A 19,379-nucleotide genomic window follows, 5' to 3' on the forward strand; every position below is an offset into this window, starting at 1 on the left:
TACCTGTATAGCGGCGCCTGGAGCGCCTTTCGCTTGGTCCGTCGAGGCGCGCTAAAGTTCGCCGCCTGTCGCCTCAGAGGGCGCGCAGGAGCAGGCGTTCGCAGGCGTCCAGATCGAACTCGCGGCGCTGCTCCGGGCCCTCGCGCTGCAGCTGGGCGAGTATCGCCGGAATGGCTTCGGCGTCCAGGCCATGGGCCGACAGGCGGGTGCCCAGACCCATGCGGCGGAAGAAGCCTTCGGTGGCGTTGATGGCCGCATCCATGCGCTGCCCTGGCGAGCCGCGACGCAGGCCCCAGACCTGCTCGGCGTACTGCAGCAGTCTGCGCTGGCGTGGGCGCTCTTCGAGCAGGGCGGGCAGCAGGACTGCCAGGCTCTGTGCGTGATCGAGGTGGTAGAGCAGGCTGAGTTCATGGCTGAGTCTTTGCAGGTCGTCGTCCGTGTCGTCGCAGGTCAGCAGGCCGTTCAGTGCCTGGCTGGCGCACCACATCAGGTTGGCCCGGGTGGCGTAGTTCCGTGGCTCTGCCAGGGCTTTCGGACCCTGCTCCAGCAGAGTCAGCAGCAGGCCTTCGATCTGTCGATCGCGCAGTGGCATATCGGCGGGGCTGGCCAGGTAGCGTTCCAGGCCGTGGGCGAAGGCGGCCACCACGCCATTGCCGATCTGCCGTGCCGGCAGGCTGAAGGTGGTGCAAGGGTCGAGAATGGCGAAGCGGGGAAACAGGCAGGGGGCGGAGAAGGCCAGGCGGGCCTGCAGGCCGGCATGGCTGAGCACGCCACGGCCGTTGCTCTCCGAACCGGTGGCGGCCAGGGTCGGCACGCAGCCCAGCGGCAGGGCGCGGCGGATCGGTGTGCCGCTGAGCAGGTCGAACGGCTCGCCCGGATAGGCCATTGCGGCGGCCACGAACTTGCTGCCGTCGATCACCGAACCGCCGCCGACGGCAAGGATGAAGTCGCAGTGCTGCTGGCGCGCCTGTTTGACCGCGCGCAGCAGGGTGCTGTACTGCGGGTTGGCTTCGATGCCGGCGAAGCGGCTGAGCCAGTGGCCGGACAGCGCCTGCTCGACCTGCTGCCATACGCCGTTCTGCAGGATGCTGCCGCCGCCGTGGGTGACCAGCACCCGGCTGTCGCTGGGAATCAGTTGCGCCAGGCTGGCGATCTGCCCGGCGCCGAAGAGGATGCGGGTCGGGTTGTAGTAGCTGAAGTTGCGCATGGCGCGGCCTCCGCGGGCGTCTGTGCACTATAGACAAGGTCCGCGCAGGCCTTCGGCAGCTTATAATGCCGGCCGGTTTTTGAGGGTGTGACGAGATGACAGACGAACAGCGCTTCGGCGGTATCGCCCGGCTCTACGGGCGCGAGGGGCTGGAACGCCTGGCGGCGGCGCATGTGGCGGTGGTCGGCATCGGCGGCGTCGGCTCCTGGGCGGCCGAGGCCCTGGCCCGCTCCGGGGTCGGCGAGATCTCGCTGTTCGACCTGGACGATGTCTGTATTACTAACACCAACCGCCAGGTACATGCCATCGACGGCGCAGTGGGCAAGGCCAAGGTCGACGAGATGGCCGCGCGCATCCACGCCATCAACCCGGCTTGCACAGTGCACGCGGTAGCCGACTTCGTCACCCGCGAGACCATGGCCGAATACATCACCGAGCAGCTCGACGCAGTGATCGACTGCATCGACAGCGTGGCGGCCAAGGCCGCGCTGATCGCCTGGTGCAAACGGCGCAAGATCCAGATCGTCACCACCGGCGGCGCCGGTGGCCAGGTCGATCCCACACAGATCCAGGTCGCCGATCTCAACAAGACCTTCAACGACCCGCTGGCCGCCAAGGTGCGCAGCACCCTGCGCCGCGACTACAACTTCTCCCGTACGCCGGGGCGCACATACAGCGTACCCTGCGTGTTCTCCACCGAGCAGCTGCGCTACCCCAAGCCGGACGGCACCGTCTGCCAGGCCAAGGGCTTCGTCGGCGAGGGCGTCAAGCTCGACTGCGCTGGTGGCTTCGGCGCGGTGATGATGGTCACCGCCAGCTTCGGCATGGCTGCCGCCGCTAGGATCATTGACAAGCTGGTCGCCGGTGCACGGCGCCCGGCAGAACGTGCCGGCAAGGCTTCCTAGCTAGGCGTCCATGCCTGGGCGGCTGCCCTGCAATCGCCTTCATCGCGACTGAAGCGCAGTGCCGCCCAGCCGCTCCCACCCCATTCTCCCGAGAGTCTGCTGATGAACAACAACGATGTACTGCGCAGCCTGCGCTACCTGCTGGATATCAGCGATACCGAGCTGGCCGGAATTTGCCAACTGGCCAACTACAGCCTCGACCCCGAGGCGGTACCGGCCCTGCTGAAGAAGGATGACGAAGAGGGTTTGCAGCCCTGCAGTGACGAAGTGCTGGCGCACTTTCTCGCCGGCCTGGTGCTGTACAAGCGCGGTCGCGACGAGAGCCGCCCGCCATTGCCGGTGGAAAAGCGCCTGACCAACAACATCATCCTGAAGAAGCTGCGGGTCGCTTTCGAGCTGCGCGACGAGGATATGCACGAGATCCTGCGTGCCGCCGACCTGCCGATGACCAAGGCCGAACTCAGTGCCCTGTTCCGCAGTCCCGAGCACAAGAACTACCGCGCCTGCGGCGACCAGTTGCTGCGCAACTTCCTGCGCGGCCTGACCCTGCGTCAGCGTGGCTGAGGCGCGCACTGCCGCCTGGCTCGGGTTCGACTAAGCTGCAGGCAATGGAAGTCGGCAGGGAGGCACGCAGTACTCAGTAGCATGAGGTGCTCAGGTGTTCCACGCGTTTTGCCGCTGCCCCGCTCCGGGTGGATTGTGTTGTGCGCTGTTGTGCCTGCTGTCGTTGCTGGCCAGCCCTCTGCTTCGCGCTCAGGAAGTGGTGCGCGTGGGCACCGGCGACTGGGCGCCCTATGTCGAGCAGCGGCGCCCTGACGCCGGAGCCCTTGGGCGTCTGGTCAGCGCGGTGTTTGCCGAAGCGGGCTACCGAGTCGAGTACGTCTTCTATCCCTGGGACCGCAATGTCCTGTTGCTGCAGCAAGGGGAGCTGGACGCCATCATGCCCTACAGCTGCAGCCCCATGCGTCAGGACTATGGGCTGTGCAGCGAGCCACTGGTCGATGGAGAGATCGTTCTGTTCCACCGTACCGACCTGGTGTTCGACTGGCGTGGGTACGACGATCTGCTGCAGTATCGCATCGGCGTCAACCTGGGCTATTCCTACGGCCCGGCGTTTGATCAGCAACTGCAGTCGGGGCGACTGCATATCGAGCGCTACAACAAGGAAAACACCGCCTTTCGCCTGCTGGAGTTAGGCCGTATAGACCTGCACCCTCAGGATAGAGCGGTCGGCTACGCCATCATGCGCCGCCTTTTTCCTGGCGAGCGGCGCAAGGTCATTACCCACCATCCGCGTCCGGTCAGCAGCGAACCGCTGCGTTTGCTGTTCCGCAAGGATGACCCTCAGGGTGCCAAGCTGCTCAGCCTGTTCAATCGGGAGCTGGCCCGTTTTGCCGAGCGCGGTGAATTGCGCAGCCTGCAGCGCGCACTCAACAGCGGCGATGCGGATGGCTGGCAGCCTGGTTCCCCCCAACTCGTCGACGACGTGGCAGGAGCAGGGCGCCCAGCGCCAGCGCTACCCCGCTGAGCAGCAGGTCGCCAGCGATGGCGATCAGACTGTCAGCGAGGTACTCGGGCGGGGTGCACTCCCAGCTGACACTGCTGGGGCCGGCGCTGGCTACGGGCTGCTCGGCCCAGGGCTGGCCGAGGTTGTAGCTGGGCATGGCGGCCAGTTCCGCTTCGATACGCGCGGTCTCCTCCTGGCTGCACAGGCCGAGCTGCAGGCGCAGCAGCGCTACGACCACGAGCATGGCGAGGGTCAGCAGAACGCCGGTCCGGCGCCGCTCTGGCAGCAGCCAGGCCAGGGTCAGGCCGCTGAGGCCGGCAGCCAGGAACAGGTTGCTGTAGAAGGCGGGAAGCACATCGAACAGGGCCTCCGGCAGCCACTGCAGCAGATAGGGCAGCAGTTGCAGCAGCGCCGACAGCAGGGCCGTGCAGGCCAGGCAGCTGAGGCTAACGCGTATCCAGATGAACATTGCTCTCTCCTTGAGCAGGACGGGCCGCCAGCATAGTGCTGCTGGTGGTCAGTGTGCAGCCGTTTCTGCCAACTCGCGCATACGCAGCAGCACGGCGTTGAGGCCATTGCTGCGCGAAGGGGAGAGCTGCCGGCCCAGCCCCAGCTGGCTGAACCAGTCGGCCAGGTCGAGGGCCTGCAGGGCCGGACCATCCAGGCCGTCGACCCGCGCCAGCAATACGGCCAGCAGGCCGCGGATCAGGCGGGCATCGCTGGCGGCGCGAAAGCGCCAGGCGTCATCGCGGTATTCGCCGACCAGCCAGACCAGGCTCTCGCAGCCGCTGACGCGATTGGCCTCGCTGCGCTCGGTGTCGCTCAGTGGCGCCAGGCGTTCGCCCCACTGCATCAGCAGGCGCGCGCGTTGTTCCCAGCCGGGGCAGGCGCTGAAGGCTTCCATGGCTTCCTGAGCCGAAGGTGGCAGGGGCGTGGTCATCGCAGCAGCTCCAGGGCCTTGTCCAGGGCGGCGAAGAAACGCTCGAGGTCGCTGCTGTCGTTGTACAGACCCAGCGAGACGCGGATGGCTCCGCTCAGGCCGAGGTGTTTGAGCAGTGGCATGGCGCAGTGATGGCCGTTGCGCACGGCGATGCCCTGTTCGGTGAGCAGGTGGGCCAGATCGGCGCCATGCACGCCGGCCACGGTGAAGCTGGCCAGGGCCACCTGCGGCGCGCCGAGCAGACGGATGCCGTCGCGCGCATTCAGGCCGGCCAGCAGCTTGGCGTGCAAGGCCGTCTCGTGGCCGCTGACGGCGGCCTGGTCCAGTTGTTCCAGGTAATCCAGCGTAGCGCCCAAGGCGATGACTGCGGCAATCGCCGGGGTGCCGGCCTCGAAGCCCAAAGGCGCGGGGCGAAAGCGGGCATGCTGGTAGTCGGCCTCCAGCACCATCTCGCCGCCGAACTGCCAGGGGCGCAGTTGCTGCAGGGCGGCGCGGCGGCCATAGAGCAGGCCGACGCCGTCCGGGCCATACAGCTTGTGACTGGAGCAGACGTAGAAGTCGCAGCCCAGCGCCTGGACGTCATGCCGGCCATGCACCACGCCCTGGGCACCGTCGACCACGCTCAGCGCACCCTGGGTGCGGGCCAGGGCCAGCAACTCCGGCAGCGGCTGCCAGCGACCGAGCACGTTGGACAGCTGGCTGACGGCCAGCAGGCGGGTGCGCGGGTCGATCAGTTGCTGGGCCTGGGGCAGGTCGATCTGACCCTGCTCGTCCAGCGGCAATACCACCAGCTCCAGGCCGCGGCGCTCGGCCAATTGCTGCCAGGGCAGCAGGTTGGCATGGTGCTCCAGGGCGCTGATGACGATCTGCTCGCCGGGCTGAAACAGGTGCTCCAGGCCGTAGGCCAACAGGTTCAGTGACTCTGTGCTGCCGCGGGTGAAGACGATTTCCTCGCTGCTAGCCGCATTCAGCCAACGAGCGGACTTCTCCCGGGTCGCCTCGAAGGCGCGGGTGGCACGCTCGCCCGGCAGGTGCTGGGCGCGGTGTACGTTGGCGGCGCCGCTGGCGTAGTAGCCGAGCAGGCTGTCCAGCACGGCCTGGGGCTTCTGCGCGGTGGCGGCGCTGTCCAGGTAGGTCTGGCCTTCGGCTGCGAGGGCGAGGATGCCAGGAAAGTCGGCGCGCCATGGGGAGTTCAGGGACATGGTCTGTGGCACTGCTAGGAAATGGGCTGAGTATAAATAGAGAGGCCGGGCATGAGCCCGGCCTCTTAACCATCTCGCGGCCGAAAATCGGAGCTGAAGCGTCGCGAGCGACGGTCAGGCAAGGCGCAACGACCAGCGGGAGTAACAGCCAATGGCTGGTCCGAAGGGCGAGCGCCAGCGAGTAAATCAGGCGAGGGCGCGGAGTTTACTGAGTGTAAATGAGCAGCCCGACCGGGCTGGCGATCCAGCCTGATTTCAACGCCGCATGGCCTAGCGCAGCAGCTTCAGACCGATTTTCAGTTGTGGGCGTGGAGTGCCTCGTTCAGCTCAATGGCGGTCTTGTTGGTCTTGCACTCCACTGCACCGCTCTGCGAGTTGCGACGGAACAGCAGGTCGGCCTGGCCGGCCAGCTCGCGGGCCTTGACCACCTTGACCAAGTTGTTGGCTTCGTCGAGCAGCGCCACCTTGGTGCCGGCGGTAATGTACAGGCCGGATTCCACGGTGTTGCGGTCGCCGAGCGGAATACCGATACCGGCGTTGGCGCCGATCAGGCAGCCTTCGCCCACGGAGATCACGATATTGCCGCCGCCGGACAGGGTGCCCATGGTCGAGCAGCCGCCGCCGAGGTCCGAGCCCTTGCCGACGAATACGCCGGCGGACACGCGGCCTTCGATCATGCCCGGGCCGGCGGTACCGGCGTTGAAGTTGACGAAGCCCTCGTGCATCACGGTGGTGCCTTCACCGATGTAGGCACCCAGGCGAATGCGCGCGCTGTCGGCGATACGTACACCGGCCGGCACCACGTAGTCGGTCATCTTGGGGAACTTGTCCACCGAGAATACTTCCAGCAGCTCGCCCTTCAGGCGCGCTTCCAGTTGGCGCTCGGCCAGTTCACTCAGGTCCACGGCACCCTGGCTGGTCCAGGCCACGTTGGGCAGCAGCGGGAACACGCCGGCCAGGCTCAGGCCGTGCGGCTTGACCAGACGATGGGAAATCAGGTGCAGCTTGAGGTAGGCCTCCGGGGTGGAGCCCAGCTCCTTGTCCTCGGCCAGCAGGGTGGCGACCAGCGGGCGGTGGCTCTCGGCCAGGCGAGTGAGCAGGGCGGACTGGGCCGGATCGATGCTCTTCAGGGCATTGGCCAGTTCGGTGGCCTGGTTGGTGTTGATGGCGATGGCCTGGTTGCCACCGCTGTAGCCCAGCTTGGCGCTGATGGCTTCGACCAGTTCGGCGGCCGGATTCAGCAGTGGCTGGGCATAGAAGACTTCCAGCCAGGCGCCCTGGCGGTTCTGGGTGCCGACGCCGAAGGCCAGGCTGAACAGGGATTGCGACATGATGTGTTCCTCGTAACGCGAAAATGTGGAGAACGGGCGGCGCGCCAGTTCGGGCGACTTACTTCATTGCCGCGGTGTAGAGGTCGGGCTTGAAGCCGACCAGGGTCTTGTCGCCCAGATCGAGAACCGGGCGCTTGATCATCGATGGTTGGGCCAGCATCAGTTCGATGGCCTTGGCTTCATCGAGATCGGCTTTCTGTGCTTCGTCCAGCTTGCGAAAGGTTGTGCCGGCGCGGTTCAGCACGGTCTGCCAGCCATGTTCGGCACACCATTTCTGCAGGTGAGCACGGTCGATGGCGGAAACTTTGTAATCGTGGAAGCTGTAATCCACGCCCTGCTCGTCGAGCCAGGTGCGTGCCTTCTTCATGGTGTCGCAGGCTTTGATGCCGTAAAGAACGTAAGACATTGATATTCCTGATAAGCACCGGGATTTTCCGCGTGCTGCCTCAACTAGCCCTGATTAAAGAGGGCGGTGATTATGCCACGAGCCGCTCGGCGTGGCGGTGCTGGAAACGCTTGCCCATGTTTCGTCATAGAAATGGCGCCTGACGAATGACACGTCTTTATGCGACGCAATCGAAAAATCTATCGATGGGCACTCCCTATCCTGCGCAGCGTGCGACATAGAGAGGTGCACACCATGATCGATCTAAGCAACTGGGATCTGTCGATCCCTGAGGGGAATCCAGTCATCGTCATCACCAGCCCGCAGCTGGTAGCAGGGTACAACGACCAATATTTCAAGCCGAGCGGCGGCTCCATCGAATTCTGGGCGCCGGTCAGCGGCACTAGTACCAAATTAAGCGATTACCCGCGCACCGAGTTGCGTGAAGCCTATGCCGACGGCCAGCCGCGCAACTGGAACTACACCGCGGGTACGGCACACCTCAGCGCGCAAGTGGAAGTGAATCAGCTGCCTTCGGTCGGTGGGGTGATCATCGGCCAGATCCATGCCAAGGATAATGCCTACCCCTTCGTCAAACTGAGTTACCGCCTGGTGAAGGGGGTGGGGTACCTGGACGTCACCCTGCGCAAAAAACCGACGGATACGGCGAGCCCGGTGGTGCTGACCTACCAGAACATGCCGATGAATACCGTCTTCGATTACAGCTTCAAGGTCGCAGCCAATGGCCGCCTGGATGTCAGCGTGGCAGGTAAGACCTATAGCACGACGGTCAACAGCGCTTGGGCGAAGAAGGACTTCTACTTCAAGGCGGGCAACTATGTGCCCGACAATCAGGGGCCGGCTACCGAAGGTGGGCGGGTGACCTTCCACGATATCCAGGTCAGCCACCAGCCCAAGTAGATCAGCCCTGAACGAACTGTCGAATCCGCTGCGCCGCCTCGATGCATTCGGCCAGCGGTGCGACCAGGGCCATGCGTACGCGCCCGGCGCCCGGGTTGTCACCGTTCACCTCGCGTGACAGGTAGGAGCCCGGTACCACGGTTACGTGCTCGCGGGCGAACAGTTCGCGGGTGAAGGTGGCATCGTCGCCCGGGGTCTTGGCCCAGAGGTAGAAACTACCGTCCGGACGTTGTACGTCCAGCACCGGCTGCAGAATCTCCAGCACGGCGTCGTACTTGGCGCGGTACTGGTCGCGATTGGCACGCACGTGGGCCTCGTCCTGCCAGGCTGCAACGCTGGCCAGTTGGGTCTGCACGGGCATGGCGCAGCCGTGGTAGGTGCGATACAGCAGGAAGGCCTTGAGGATGTCGGCGTCGCCAGCGACGAAGCCGGAGCGCAGGCCGGGCAGGTTGGAGCGCTTGGACAGGCTGTGGAACACCACGCAGCGCTTGAAGTCGCTGCGACCCAGCTCGGCGCAGGCGGTGAGCAGGCCGGGCGGCGGGTTGTCCTCGTCGAAGTACAGCTCGCTGTAGCACTCGTCGGCGGCGATCACGAAATCATGCTCGTCGGCCAGGGCGATGAGTTTCTTCAATTCGGCGAGGGGGACTAGCGCGCCGGTGGGGTTGCCCGGCGAGCAGAGGAAGAGGATCTGGCAGCGCTGCCAGACGTCTGCCGGTACGGCGTCGAAATCCGGGTTGAAGCCGTTGCTTTCCAGGCAGGGCAGGTAGTGCGGCTCGGCGCCGGCCAGCAGGGCTGCACCTTCATAGATCTGATAGAACGGATTGGGGCTGACCACCAGGCCGCCGACGTCGCGCTGCACCACGGTCTGGGTGAAGGCGAACAGGGCCTCGCGGGTGCCGTTGACCGGCAGCACGTGGCGCGCGGCATCCAGCCAGTCGTTCGGCACGCCGAAACGGCGCTCACACCAGGTGGCGATGGCTTCGCGCAGGGCCGGAATGCCCAGGGTGGTCGGGTACACAGCCAGCTGTGCCAGGTTGTCCTCCAGGGTCTTGGCGACGAAGTCTGGCGACTTGTGCTTGGGCTCGCCGATGGACAGGGCGATGGCGCGCTTGTCCGCTGGCGGGGTGATGCCGGCGAGCAGGGCGCGCAGTTTCTCGAAGGGGTAGGGCTGCAACTGGTTCAGGGCGTGATTCATGGCGTCTCTACTTGCGCGTGCGGAGCGGATTCAGAGGCTCAGCGAGCTGGGCGTGGCGGTTTCGCCGCCGGACGGCGACAGCTGCCGGGTGATCTCGTCCTGCAGGCGGGCGCACAGCTCCGGGTCGGAAAGGGGTTGGTTGTTGGCGTCGGTTATGAAGAACACGTCCTCGACCCGTTCGCCGAGGGTGGCGATCTTGGCGTTCTGCAGCGACAGGTCGAAGTCGAGGAAGATCTTGCCGATCCGCGCCAGCAGGCCCGGACGATCCGGAGCGATGATTTCCAGCACGGTCACCGGGCGCTGCGCGTCGTTGTGGATGCTGACTTGCGGTGCGAAGGCGAAGTGCTTGAGCTGGCGCGGCACGCGGCGCTGGATGATGTCCGGGTAGGCGTCGGGGTTCTCCAGCGCTTCGATCAGGCCCTCGCGGATCTGCTTGATGCGCGCCGGGTTGTCGCCGATACGGCCGCCTTCGGTATCCAGCACGATGTAGGTGTCGAGGGTGAACTGGCTGGTGGACGTGATGATGCGAGCGTCGTGGATGTTCAGGTTGAGCTGGCTCATCGCGGCCACGGTCACGGCGAAGAAGTCGTGCTGGTCCGGGGCGTAGATGAAGATCTGCGTGGCACCCTCGAACTCGCGCTGGGCGGTCTCGCGAATCAGTACCAGCGGGCCTCGGCTGTCCGGGTGCTGGAGGATGGCCTCTGTGTGCCAGGCGACGTCGGCGGCGGTGTGGCGCAGGAAGTAATCGTCACCCAGCTGGCTCCATAGCTGTTCGGCGTCGTCCTGGTCGATGCCGTTGCGCACCAGGGTGTCGAGGGCGGCGCTCTGCGTGGTGCGGATCTGCTCCTCGCGGTCCAGTGGGTTCTCCAGGCCGCGGCGCAGGGCACGCTTGGTCTCGGTGTAGAGCTGGCGCAACAGGCTGGCGCGCCAGGAGTTCCACAGGCTGGGGTTGGTGGCGTTGATGTCGGCCACGGTCAGTACGTAGAGGTAGTCGAGGTGAGTCTGGTCGCCGACCAGGCGGGCGAAGTCGAGGATCACCTGCGGGTCGGAAAGGTCCTTGCGCTGGGCGGTGGTGGACATCACCAGGTGCTGCTGCACCAGCCAGACGATCAGCTGGGTATCCCAGGTCGGCAGCTGGTGGCGTACGCAGAAGGCCTCTGCATCCACGGCGCCCAGTTCGGAGTGGTCGCCGCCGCGGCCCTTGCCGATATCGTGGTAGAGGCCGGCCAGGTAGATCAGCTCGGGCTTGGGCAGCTTGTCGATCAGGCTGCTGGCCAGGGGGAACTTCTCCGCCAGTTCCGGCCACTTGAACTTGCGCAGGTGCTTGATCAGATTCAGCGTGTGCGCGTCGACCGTATAGATGTGGAACAGGTCGTGCTGCATCTGGCCGACGATGTGCCCGAACTCGGGCAGGTAGCGGCCGAGGATGCCGTAGCGGTTCATTCGCCGCAGGTTGCGGTGGATGCCCTGCGGTGACTTGAACAGCTCGATGAACAGGCTGGTGTTGCGGATATCGCTGCGGAAATCGTCGTCGATCAGGTGACGGCTGTCGCGCAGCAGGCGAATGGTGTCGGCGCGCACACCCTTGAGAGCCGGGTGCTGGGCCATCAGTACGAAGACTTCGAGGATGGCGAAGGGGGTGCGCTTGAAGACGTTGGGGTGAGTTACCTCGATGTAGCCGTCGCGAACCTGGAAGCGGCTGTTCAGCGGCTGGGCCGGCGTCGGTTCGTCGATGCGCAGCAACACTTCCTCGAAGTGCTGGTTGATCAGGTCGGACAGCTCGGCCACGGCCATGACCACCCGGTAGTACTTCTGCATGAAGCGCTCGACGGCCAGTTTGCCGTCGCCGTCCTCGAAGCCGAGCATGTTGGCGATCTTGCGCTGGTGGTCGAACAGCAGGCGGTCCTCGGCGCGGCCGGCGAGCATGTGCAGGGCATAACGCACCTTCCACAGGAACTCCTGGCTGGAGGCCAGCATGCTGTACTCGCTGTCGACCAGGAAGCCCTGTTTGACCAAGGCATGCAGGTCGAGGCTGGCGAACTGGCGGCGCGCTACCCAGAGAATGGTCTGGATATCGCGCAGGCCGCCCGGTGAGCCCTTGACGTTGGGCTCCAGGTTGTACTCGGTGTCGTTGTACTTGGCGTGGCGGGCCTTTCTTTCCTTGCGTTTGGCCAGGAAGAACTCCTGGCTCGGCCACATCTGCGTACTGTCGGTGACTTCCTGCATGCGCAGGCGCAGACGCTCGGGGCCGGCGATGGTGCGGCTTTCCATCAGGTTGGTGATCACCGTCAGGTCGGCGCGGGCCTCCTCGGCGCATTCGCTGACGCTGCGCACGCTCTGGCCGACCTCCAGGCCGATGTCCCAGAGTAGGGTGAGAAAGCCTTCGATCGGTTCGCGGAAGACCTCGTGGTCGGCGCTGTCGAGCAGGATCAACAGGTCGATGTCGGAGTAGGGGTGCAGCTCGCCGCGGCCGTAGCCGCCGACGGCCAGCAGGGCGATGTCGGCGTCCTCGCTCCAGGCAAAGCGTTTCCAGGCTTCCTGCAGTATCTGGTCGACGAACCAGGCACGGTCCTCGATCAGGCGGCGGATGTCGCGGCCTTCGCGAAAGCGCCCGTCGAGCACTTCGCGCGCCTGCTTGATGGCTTTCTTGAAGGCGGGGATGGGACTGGACTTGAGCGCCAGTTCCGCCTGGAACTGGCCGCGATCAAACAGCTCCGGGTCCATCTGCGGCATGCGGGCCTACCTTATATAGAGGAGTACTCAGGCGGAGGTGCGCGGCAGGGTGTCGTCGCTGCGCAGGGTAAGGATCTCGTAGCCGTCGGCGGTGACCAGTACGGTGTGCTCCCACTGGGCGGAGAGCTTGCGGTCCTTGGTGATGGCGGTCCAGCCGTCGCCGAGCAGGCGGGTTTCCGGGCGGCCCTGGTTGATCATCGGCTCGATGGTGAAGGTCATGCCTTCCTTGAGTTCCATGCCGGTGCCGGCGCGGCCGTAATGCAGTACCTGCGGCTCCTCGTGGAACACTGCGCCGATGCCGTGGCCGCAGTACTCGCGCACCACGGAGAAGCCCTGTTTCTCGGCGTGCTTCTGGATCACTTCGCCGATATCGCCCAGGCGTGCACCTGGCTTGACCAGTTCGATGCCCTTGTACATGCATTCCTGGGTGACCTGGGCCAGGCGCTGGGCCCACTCCGGCACCTTGCCGACCATGAACATCTTGCTGGTGTCGCCGTGGTAGCCGTCCTTGATCACGGTGACGTCGATGTTCAGCACGTCGCCGTCCTTCAGTGGCTTGTCATTGGGGATGCCGTGGCAGACCACGTGGTTGATCGAGGTGCAGATCGATTTGGGGAAGCCGGGGCGCCCAGGGGCGGCCCCATAGTTGAGCGGGGCGGGGATGGCCTTCTGCACGTTGACGATATGGTCGTGGCAGATGCGGTCGATCTCCTCGGTGGTGACGCCCGGCTTGACGTACTCGCCGATCATCTCCAGCACCTCGGCGGCCAGGCGGCCGGCGATGCGCATTTTCTCGATTTCAGCGGGAGTCTTGATGGTGACGGTCATAGCGGCTCTCGGGCGAATCCATAAAGGTGGCAATGGTAACAGCTGCGGGGCGCCTGCTTGAAGCTGGAATAAATGGGCAGGGGTATGGGCGGTAGTGCCTTTCTGTAGCGTCGTGGCGGCTTGTGTGGTATAAAACGCGCCGCTTTGTGGGCAGTGCTGCCTGCAGGGCATAAATCCGCACACGTATCGACACGTTTATCCTGGGTGCCCGCAAGGGTTGGATAGCGGGATGCGTGGAGGCCTAACCCGACTTATCAAGGAACTATCATGTCCCAAGTCAACATGCGCGATATGCTGAAGGCCGGTGTGCACTTCGGCCACCAGACCCGTTACTGGAACCCGAAAATGGGCAAGTTCATTTTCGGTGCTCGCAACAAGATTCACATCATCAACCTGGAAAAAACCCTGCCGATGTTCAACGACGCCCTGTCGTTCGTTGAGAAGCTGGCTGCCGGCAAGAACAAGATCCTGTTCGTAGGCACCAAGCGTTCCGCCGGTAAGATCGTTGCTGAAGAAGCAGCACGTTGCGGTTCTCCTTATGTTGATCACCGTTGGCTCGGCGGCATGCTGACCAACTACAAGACCATCCGTGCCTCGATCAAGCGTCTGCGCGATCTGGAAACCCAGGCTCAGGACGGTACCTTCACCAAGCTGACCAAGAAAGAAGCTCTGATGCGTTCGCGCGATCTGGAGAAGCTGGATCGCAGCCTGGGCGGTATCAAGGACATGGGCGGCCTGCCGGACGCACTGTTCGTGATCGACGTTGACCACGAGCGCATTGCTATCACCGAAGCCAATAAGCTGGGTATCCCGGTTATCGGCATCGTCGATACCAACAGCAGCCCGGAAGGCGTTGACTACATTATCCCGGGCAACGATGACGCCATTCGCGCCATCCAGCTGTACATGGGTGCCATGGCTGACGCCGTGATCCGTGGTCGTGGCAATGCCGGCGGCGGCACCGACGAGTTCGTCGAAGAAGCTGCTGCTTCCGAGGCCAGCGAAGGCTGATAACGGGCAACTTCCAGTTTCCCGTTACGCAAGAAGGGGGCTAGGCCCCCTTTTTGCCACTTGCGAATTTTGTGCCCGGCGTGGCCGGGTTGAATGGTTGAACACCACTTCAAGAGGATTGTGAACATGGCAGAGATTACTGCGGCCCTGGTTAAAGAACTGCGCGAGCGTACCGGCCAAGGCATGATGGAGTGCAAGAAGGCTCTGGTTGCCGCCGGTGGCGACATCGAGAAGGCCATCGACGACATGCGCGCTTCCGGCGCCATCAAGGCCGCCAAGAAGGCTGGCAACGTTGCCGCCGAAGGCGCCATCGCTGCTCGCGTCGAGGGTGGTCGTGGCCTGTTGATCGAAGTCAACTCGCAGACCGACTTCCTGGCTCTGCAGGACGACTTCAAGAACTTCGTCAAGGAGAGCCTGGACGAAGCCTTTGCTCAGAAACTGACCGAAGCCGCTCCGCTGATCGCTTCCCGTGAATCCGCTCGTGAGGCACTGGTTGCCAAGTGCGGCGAGAACGTCAACATCCGCCGTCTGGCTGCTGTTGAGGGTGATGTCGTCGGTTCCTACCTGCACGGCCACCGCATCGGTGTTCTGGTTGTCCTGAAAGGCGGTAACGAGGAGCTGGCCAAGCACGTCGCCATGCACGTCGCTGCTTCCAATCCGGCGGTACTGAGCCCGGCTGATGTTTCCGAAGAGCTGGTTGCCAAAGAGAAGGAGATCTTCCTGCAGCTGAACGCCGAGAAGATCGCCGGCAAGCCGGAAAACATCGTCGAGAACATGGTCAAGGGCCGTATCGCCAAGTTCCTGGCCGAAGCCAGCCTGGTCGAGCAAGCCTTCGTCATGGATCCGGAAGTCAAGGTCGGTGACCTGGTCAAGAAGGCCGGTGCCGAGATCGTTTCCTTCATCCGCTTCGAAGTGGGCGAGGGCATCGAGAAGCCGGTCGACAACTTCGCTGACGAAGTTGCCGCTCAGGTAGCAGCCGCCAAGCAATAAGGCGACTGGTACTGCAGTAAAGAAGAGGCTGCCCGCTCCTGCGTGCAGCCTCTTTTGCAAAGCGCGAGGCGTAATTGCCGCGTGCAGCACCAATTCACCGGGCAGTGGTCTGACTGCCGGGTAAACTGATTAGCCAAATAACAACGCCGCAGGAGAGACAAGCAATGGCTCAGCAGGTGAGTGGTCGTCAACCTCGCTATAAACGCATTCTACTCAAGCTCAGCGGCGAGGCCCTGATGGGCTCGGAAGAGTTCGGTATCGATCCCAAGGTCCTGGATCGCATGGCGCTTGAGGTCGGTCAGCTGGTCGGCATCGGCGTGCAGGTCGGTCTGGTGATCGGTGGCGGCAACCTGTTCCGCGGTTCGGCACTGTCCGCCGCCGGCATGGATCGCGTTACCGGCGATCACATGGGCATGCTGGCTACCGTGATGAATGCCCTGGCCATGCGCGATGCCCTGGAGCGCTCGAATATCCCGGCCATCGTGATGTCGGCCATTTCCATGGTTGGCGTGACCGATCACTACGATCGCCGCAAGGCCATGCGTCATCTGGGTACCGGTGAGGTGGTGATTTTCGCCGCTGGCACTGGTAATCCCTTCTTTACTACCGACTCGGCAGCCTGTCTGCGTGCCATCGAGATCGATGCCGACCTGGTGCTGAAAGCCACCAAGGTCGATGGCGTGTACACTGCCGATCCTTTCAAAGACCCCAATGCGGAAAAGTTCGAGCGTTTGACCTATGACGAGGTGCTCGATCGCAAGCTGGGCGTGATGGATCTGACGGCCATCTGCCTGGTGCGCGACCACAAGATGCCGCTGCGGGTCTTCAACATGAACAAGCCGGGCGCGCTGCTGAATATCGTGGTTGGCGGCGCCGAAGGAACCCTGATCGAGGAGGATGCACAATGATCAACGAGATCAAGAAAGACGCCCAGGAACGCATGGTCAAGTCCCTGGAATCCCTGGGGCGCAACCTGGCTTCCATTCGTACCGGTCGCGCGCACCCCAGCATTCTGGATAGCGTCAAGGTTCCCGCCTACGGCAGCGAGATGCCACTGAATCAGGTGGCTGCGATCAGCGTGGAAGATGCCCGTACGCTGAAGATCGTCGCGCATGACAAGACCCTGAGCGCCGCGATCGAAAAGGCCATCATGACGTCCGACCTCGGTCTGAATCCGAGCAGTGCCGGTACCACTATCCGCGTGCCGATGCCGGCTCTGACCGAAGAGACCCGCAAGGGCTACACCAAGCAGGCGCGTGGCGTTGCCGAAGATGCCAAGGTGGCGGTGCGCAACGTGCGTCGCGATGCGCTGGCCGAGCTAAAGAAGCTGTCCAAGGACAAGGAAATCAGCGAAGACGAAGAGCGTCGTGCAGCCGATGAGGTGCAGAAGCTCACCGACAAGTTCGTCGCCGAAGTCGACAAGGCTCTGGAAGCCAAAGAAGCCGACCTGATGGCGGTGTGATGTGAGCAAGGCCAAGCAGGAAGCCCCGGCGGCGATACCGCGTCACGTCGCCATCATCATGGATGGCAACAATCGCTGGGCGAAGAAGCGTCTGCTGCCTGGTGTGGCTGGGCACAAGGCCGGTGTCGACGCAGTGCGTGCGGTGATCGAGGTGTGTGCCGAGGCGGGTGTCGAGGTGCTGACCCTGTTTGCCTTCTCCAGCGAGAACTGGCAGCGCCCGGCCGAGGAGGTCGGTGCGTTGATGGAGCTGTTTCTCAGTGCGCTGCGTCGCGAGGCGCGCAAGCTGAAGGACAATGCCATCAGTCTGCGCATCATTGGTGATCGATCGCGCTTCCATCCGGAGCTGCAGGCCGCGATGCGCGAGGCCGAGCTGCAGACCGCCGGCGACAACCGCTTCGTGCTGCAGGTCGCTGCCAACTACGGTGGTCAGTGGGATATCGCTCAGGCCGCCCAGCGCCTGGCTCGCGAGGTCCAGGCAGGGCATCTGCAGCCCGAGGATATCACGCCTGGTCTGTTGCAGGGTTGTCTGGCCACTGGTGATCTGCCGCTGCCGGACCTGTGCATTCGTACCGGTGGTGAGCATCGCATCAGCAACTTCCTGCTCTGGCAGTTGGCCTATTCCGAGCTGTATTTCTCCGACCTGTTCTGGCCGGATTTCAAACATGAGGCCATGCGCAAGGCGCTGGCCGACTTCGCTACCCGCCAGCGCCGTTTCGGCAAGACCGGTGATCAGGTAGAAGCCGAGGCTCGCAGTCAATGCTGAAACAACGCGTGATTACTGCGCTGATTCTGTTGCCCATTGCCCTGGGTGGCTTCTTTCTGCTCGATGGTGGGGCTTTTGCCCTGTTCATCGCAGCGGTGGTCGCTATCGGGGCCTGGGAGTGGGCGCGTCTGGCAGGCCTCTCGGCTCAGGTCGGGCGCGTGGCCTATGCGGCGGCGGTAGCGGCGCTGCTCTATGGTCTCTATCTGCTACCTGCGCTGGCACCCTGGTTGCTGGGGGCTGCGGTGCTGTGGTGGGGGCTAGCGACTCTGTTGGTGATGAGTTATCCGGACAGCAGTCGTTTCTGGGGCGGTCTGGTCGGCAAGCTGCTGATCGGTCTGCTGATCCTGTTGCCGGCCTGGCAGGGGCTGGTGTTGCTCAAGCAGTGGCCGCAGGCCAATGCGTTGATCATCGCCGTGATGGTGCTGGTGTGGGGGGCCGATGTCGGCGCCTATTTCGCTGGCAAGACCTTTGGCAAGCGCAAGCTGGCGCCCAAGGTCAGCCCGGGTAAAAGCTGGGAGGGGTTCTTTGGCGGCCTGGCTACCAGCTTGTTGCTGACGCTGGTAGTTGGCTTGCAGCAGGGCTGGCAGAGCGGTGCGCTGCTGCTGTGCCTGGGCGGTGCGGCCCTGGTGGTGGCCGGGTCGGTGATCGGTGATCTGACCGAAAGCATGTTCAAGCGCCAGTCCGGGATCAAGGACAGCAGCAATCTGCTGCCGGGTCATGGCGGTGTGCTGGATCGTATCGATAGCCTGACCGCTGCCATTCCGCTGTTCGCCGTACTGCTCTGGCTGGCTGGTTGGGGCGCCCTGTGAGCACGGTGCAGCAGGTCTGCGTGCTGGGTGCGACCGGCTCCATCGGTCTCAGTACCTTGGATGTCATCGCTCGTCATCCCGAGCGCTACCGCGCCTTTGCTCTGACTGGCTTCTCGCGCATTGCCGAGCTGAAAGGGCTCTGTCTGCAGCATCGGCCCGAGTTCGCCGTCACCGCCGACGAGGCGTCGGCGCGGGTGTTGCGCGAAGCCCTGCAGGCTGCAGGCCTGGAAACGCGTGTGCTGGCCGGTGAGGCCGGTTTGTGCGAAGTGGCGGGGCATCCCGAGGTGGATGCGGTGATGGCCGCCATCGTCGGTGCCGCCGGTCTCAAGCCTACGCTGGCGGCTGTGCGGGCGGGCAAGAAGGTATTGCTGGCCAACAAGGAGGCGCTGGTGATGTCCGGCGACCTCTTCATGCAGGCCGTGCGTGAACATGGTGCGACCCTGTTGCCGATCGACAGTGAGCACAACGCCATCTTCCAGTGCCTGCCGGGCGACTATGCGCGTGGCCTGCAGTCTGTCGGGGTCAGGCGCATTCTGCTGACGGCTTCGGGTGGGCCGTTTCGCGAGACGCCACTGGCCCAGCTGGCGCATGTGTCGCCCGAGCAGGCCTGCGCTCATCCGAACTGGTCCATGGGGCGCAAGATCTCGGTGGATTCGGCGAGCATGATGAACAAGGGTCTGGAGCTGATCGAGGCGTGCTGGCTGTTCGCCGCGCGCCCGGATCAGGTCGAGGTAGTGATTCATCCGCAGAGCGTGATTCATTCTCTGGTCGATTATGTCGATGGCTCGGTGCTGGCCCAGTTGGGCAATCCGGATATGCGCACGCCTATCGCCAACGCCCTGGCCTGGCCTGAACGCATCGATTCCGGTGTGGCGCCGCTGGATCTTTTCGCGGTCGCGCGCCTGGATTTTCAGCGGCCCGACGAGCAGCGTTTCCCATGCCTGCGCCTGGCGCGGCAGGCGGCCGAGGCGGGCGGCAGTGCGCCGGCCATGCTCAATGCGGCCAACGAGGTCGCGGTGGCGGCGTTTCTCGAGCGGCGCATCCGCTTTCCCGATATCGCGCTTATCATCGAAGACGTTCTGGAGCGCGAGGCGGTTGTCGCGGTCGAATCCCTGGATGCCGTGTTTGCGGCAGATGCCCAGGCCAGGGCCCTGGCCAACGACTGTCTGAGTCGTTGCGGGGGCTGATTT

The 19,379-nt window shown here is 64.0% G+C and carries 20 protein-coding genes; 11 read left to right on the forward strand and 9 right to left on the reverse strand.

Annotation, left to right across the window (positions count from 1 at the left end; genetic code table 11):
• Window positions 1–73 precede the first annotated feature (73 nt).
• Window positions 74–1,207, reverse strand: coding sequence for an iron-containing alcohol dehydrogenase (locus tag AYB31_RS14235; protein ID WP_068829355.1), 1,134 nt, complete (start codon window positions 1,205–1,207; stop codon window positions 74–76).
• Window positions 1,208–1,302: 95 nt separating this feature from the next.
• Between AYB31_RS14235 and tcdA the strand changes: the two genes are divergently transcribed.
• The 3 genes from tcdA to AYB31_RS14250 all read left to right on the forward strand — a co-directional run bounded on the left by tcdA (window position 1,303) and on the right by AYB31_RS14250 (window position 3,640).
• On the forward strand, window positions 1,303–2,112 hold the full coding sequence (gene tcdA, locus AYB31_RS14240; protein WP_068829356.1) for a tRNA cyclic N6-threonylcarbamoyladenosine(37) synthase TcdA: 810 nt from the start codon (window positions 1,303–1,305) through the stop codon (window positions 2,110–2,112).
• 102 nt (window positions 2,113–2,214) lie between these two features.
• Window positions 2,215–2,676 (forward strand): DUF1456 family protein, encoded by a 462-nt coding sequence (locus AYB31_RS14245; RefSeq protein ID WP_068829357.1) that lies wholly within the window; start codon window positions 2,215–2,217, stop codon window positions 2,674–2,676.
• 94 nt (window positions 2,677–2,770) lie between these two features.
• Complete coding sequence (locus tag AYB31_RS14250) at window positions 2,771–3,640, forward strand: substrate-binding periplasmic protein (RefSeq protein WP_236715560.1); 870 nt, start codon at window positions 2,771–2,773, stop codon at window positions 3,638–3,640.
• Here AYB31_RS14250 and AYB31_RS14255 read toward each other — a convergent pair.
• From AYB31_RS14255 to AYB31_RS14275, 5 genes are all read right to left on the reverse strand, one after another.
• On the reverse strand, window positions 3,543–4,088 hold the full coding sequence (locus tag AYB31_RS14255; RefSeq protein ID WP_068829359.1) for a hypothetical protein: 546 nt from the start codon (window positions 4,086–4,088) through the stop codon (window positions 3,543–3,545). The genes AYB31_RS14250 and AYB31_RS14255 overlap by 98 nt on opposite strands.
• Before the next feature lie 48 nt (window positions 4,089–4,136).
• Window positions 4,137–4,559, reverse strand: coding sequence for a SufE family protein (locus tag AYB31_RS14260; RefSeq protein WP_068829360.1), 423 nt, complete (start codon window positions 4,557–4,559; stop codon window positions 4,137–4,139).
• The gene (locus AYB31_RS14265) at window positions 4,556–5,761 is read right to left on the reverse strand and encodes an aminotransferase class V-fold PLP-dependent enzyme (RefSeq protein ID WP_068829361.1); all 1,206 of its coding nucleotides are present in this window, start codon (window positions 5,759–5,761) and stop codon (window positions 4,556–4,558) included. Before AYB31_RS14265 ends, AYB31_RS14260 begins: the two co-directional genes overlap by 4 nt.
• Before the next feature lie 296 nt (window positions 5,762–6,057).
• The gene (dapD, locus tag AYB31_RS14270; RefSeq protein ID WP_068829362.1) at window positions 6,058–7,092 is read right to left on the reverse strand and encodes a 2,3,4,5-tetrahydropyridine-2,6-dicarboxylate N-succinyltransferase; all 1,035 of its coding nucleotides are present in this window, start codon (window positions 7,090–7,092) and stop codon (window positions 6,058–6,060) included.
• 58 nt (window positions 7,093–7,150) lie between these two features.
• Entirely contained in the window at window positions 7,151–7,498 is a 348-nt protein-coding gene (locus AYB31_RS14275) for an ArsC family reductase (RefSeq protein WP_068829363.1), read from the reverse strand.
• A gap of 234 nt (window positions 7,499–7,732) precedes the next feature.
• Here AYB31_RS14275 and AYB31_RS14280 point away from each other — a divergent pair, with 234 nt between their 5' ends.
• Window positions 7,733–8,398: a polysaccharide lyase family 7 protein gene (locus tag AYB31_RS14280; RefSeq protein WP_068829364.1), complete on the forward strand. Its 666-nt coding sequence runs from the start codon at window positions 7,733–7,735 to the stop codon at window positions 8,396–8,398.
• Window position 8,399: 1 nt separating this feature from the next.
• Here the strand turns inward: AYB31_RS14280 and dapC are convergent, their stop codons facing one another.
• Genes dapC through map form a run of 3 tightly spaced genes read right to left on the reverse strand, consistent with a single transcriptional unit; the run spans window position 8,400 to window position 13,154 of the window.
• The gene (gene dapC / locus AYB31_RS14285) at window positions 8,400–9,593 is read right to left on the reverse strand and encodes a succinyldiaminopimelate transaminase (protein ID WP_068829365.1); all 1,194 of its coding nucleotides are present in this window, start codon (window positions 9,591–9,593) and stop codon (window positions 8,400–8,402) included.
• A 30-nt stretch (window positions 9,594–9,623) separates the two neighbouring features.
• Window positions 9,624–12,326, reverse strand: a complete 2,703-nt coding sequence (locus AYB31_RS14290; RefSeq protein ID WP_068829366.1) for a [protein-PII] uridylyltransferase — start codon at window positions 12,324–12,326, stop codon at window positions 9,624–9,626.
• A 27-nt stretch (window positions 12,327–12,353) separates the two neighbouring features.
• Window positions 12,354–13,154, reverse strand: coding sequence for a type I methionyl aminopeptidase (map, locus tag AYB31_RS14295; RefSeq protein WP_068829367.1), 801 nt, complete (start codon window positions 13,152–13,154; stop codon window positions 12,354–12,356).
• 267 nt (window positions 13,155–13,421) lie between these two features.
• Between map and rpsB the strand changes: the two genes are divergently transcribed.
• The 7 genes from rpsB (at window position 13,422) to ispC (ending at window position 19,376) form a co-directional block, all read left to right on the forward strand.
• Complete coding sequence (rpsB, locus tag AYB31_RS14300) at window positions 13,422–14,165, forward strand: 30S ribosomal protein S2 (protein WP_068829368.1); 744 nt, start codon at window positions 13,422–13,424, stop codon at window positions 14,163–14,165.
• A gap of 126 nt (window positions 14,166–14,291) precedes the next feature.
• A complete protein-coding gene (tsf, locus tag AYB31_RS14305; RefSeq protein ID WP_068829369.1) occupies window positions 14,292–15,155 on the forward strand; it encodes a translation elongation factor Ts in 864 nt (287 codons plus the stop codon).
• Window positions 15,156–15,319: 164 nt separating this feature from the next.
• Window positions 15,320–16,063: a UMP kinase gene (gene pyrH / locus AYB31_RS14310; RefSeq protein WP_068829370.1), complete on the forward strand. Its 744-nt coding sequence runs from the start codon at window positions 15,320–15,322 to the stop codon at window positions 16,061–16,063.
• Window positions 16,060–16,617, forward strand: a complete 558-nt coding sequence (frr, locus tag AYB31_RS14315; protein WP_068829371.1) for a ribosome recycling factor — start codon at window positions 16,060–16,062, stop codon at window positions 16,615–16,617. Before pyrH ends, frr begins: the two co-directional genes overlap by 4 nt.
• A 1-nt stretch (window position 16,618) precedes the next feature.
• Window positions 16,619–17,380 (forward strand): polyprenyl diphosphate synthase, encoded by a 762-nt coding sequence (uppS, locus tag AYB31_RS14320; RefSeq protein ID WP_068829372.1) that lies wholly within the window; start codon window positions 16,619–16,621, stop codon window positions 17,378–17,380.
• A complete protein-coding gene (locus tag AYB31_RS14325; RefSeq protein WP_068829373.1) occupies window positions 17,374–18,189 on the forward strand; it encodes a phosphatidate cytidylyltransferase in 816 nt (271 codons plus the stop codon). Before uppS ends, AYB31_RS14325 begins: the two co-directional genes overlap by 7 nt.
• On the forward strand, window positions 18,186–19,376 hold the full coding sequence (gene ispC / locus AYB31_RS14330; protein ID WP_068829374.1) for a 1-deoxy-D-xylulose-5-phosphate reductoisomerase: 1,191 nt from the start codon (window positions 18,186–18,188) through the stop codon (window positions 19,374–19,376). The genes AYB31_RS14325 and ispC overlap by 4 nt, the downstream gene beginning before the upstream one ends.
• Window positions 19,377–19,379: the final 3 nt, after the last annotated feature.

It is taken from the genome of Pseudomonas sp. BMS12 (assembly GCF_001592875.1).
Taxonomy (GTDB): Bacteria; Pseudomonadota; Gammaproteobacteria; order Pseudomonadales; family Pseudomonadaceae; genus Aquipseudomonas.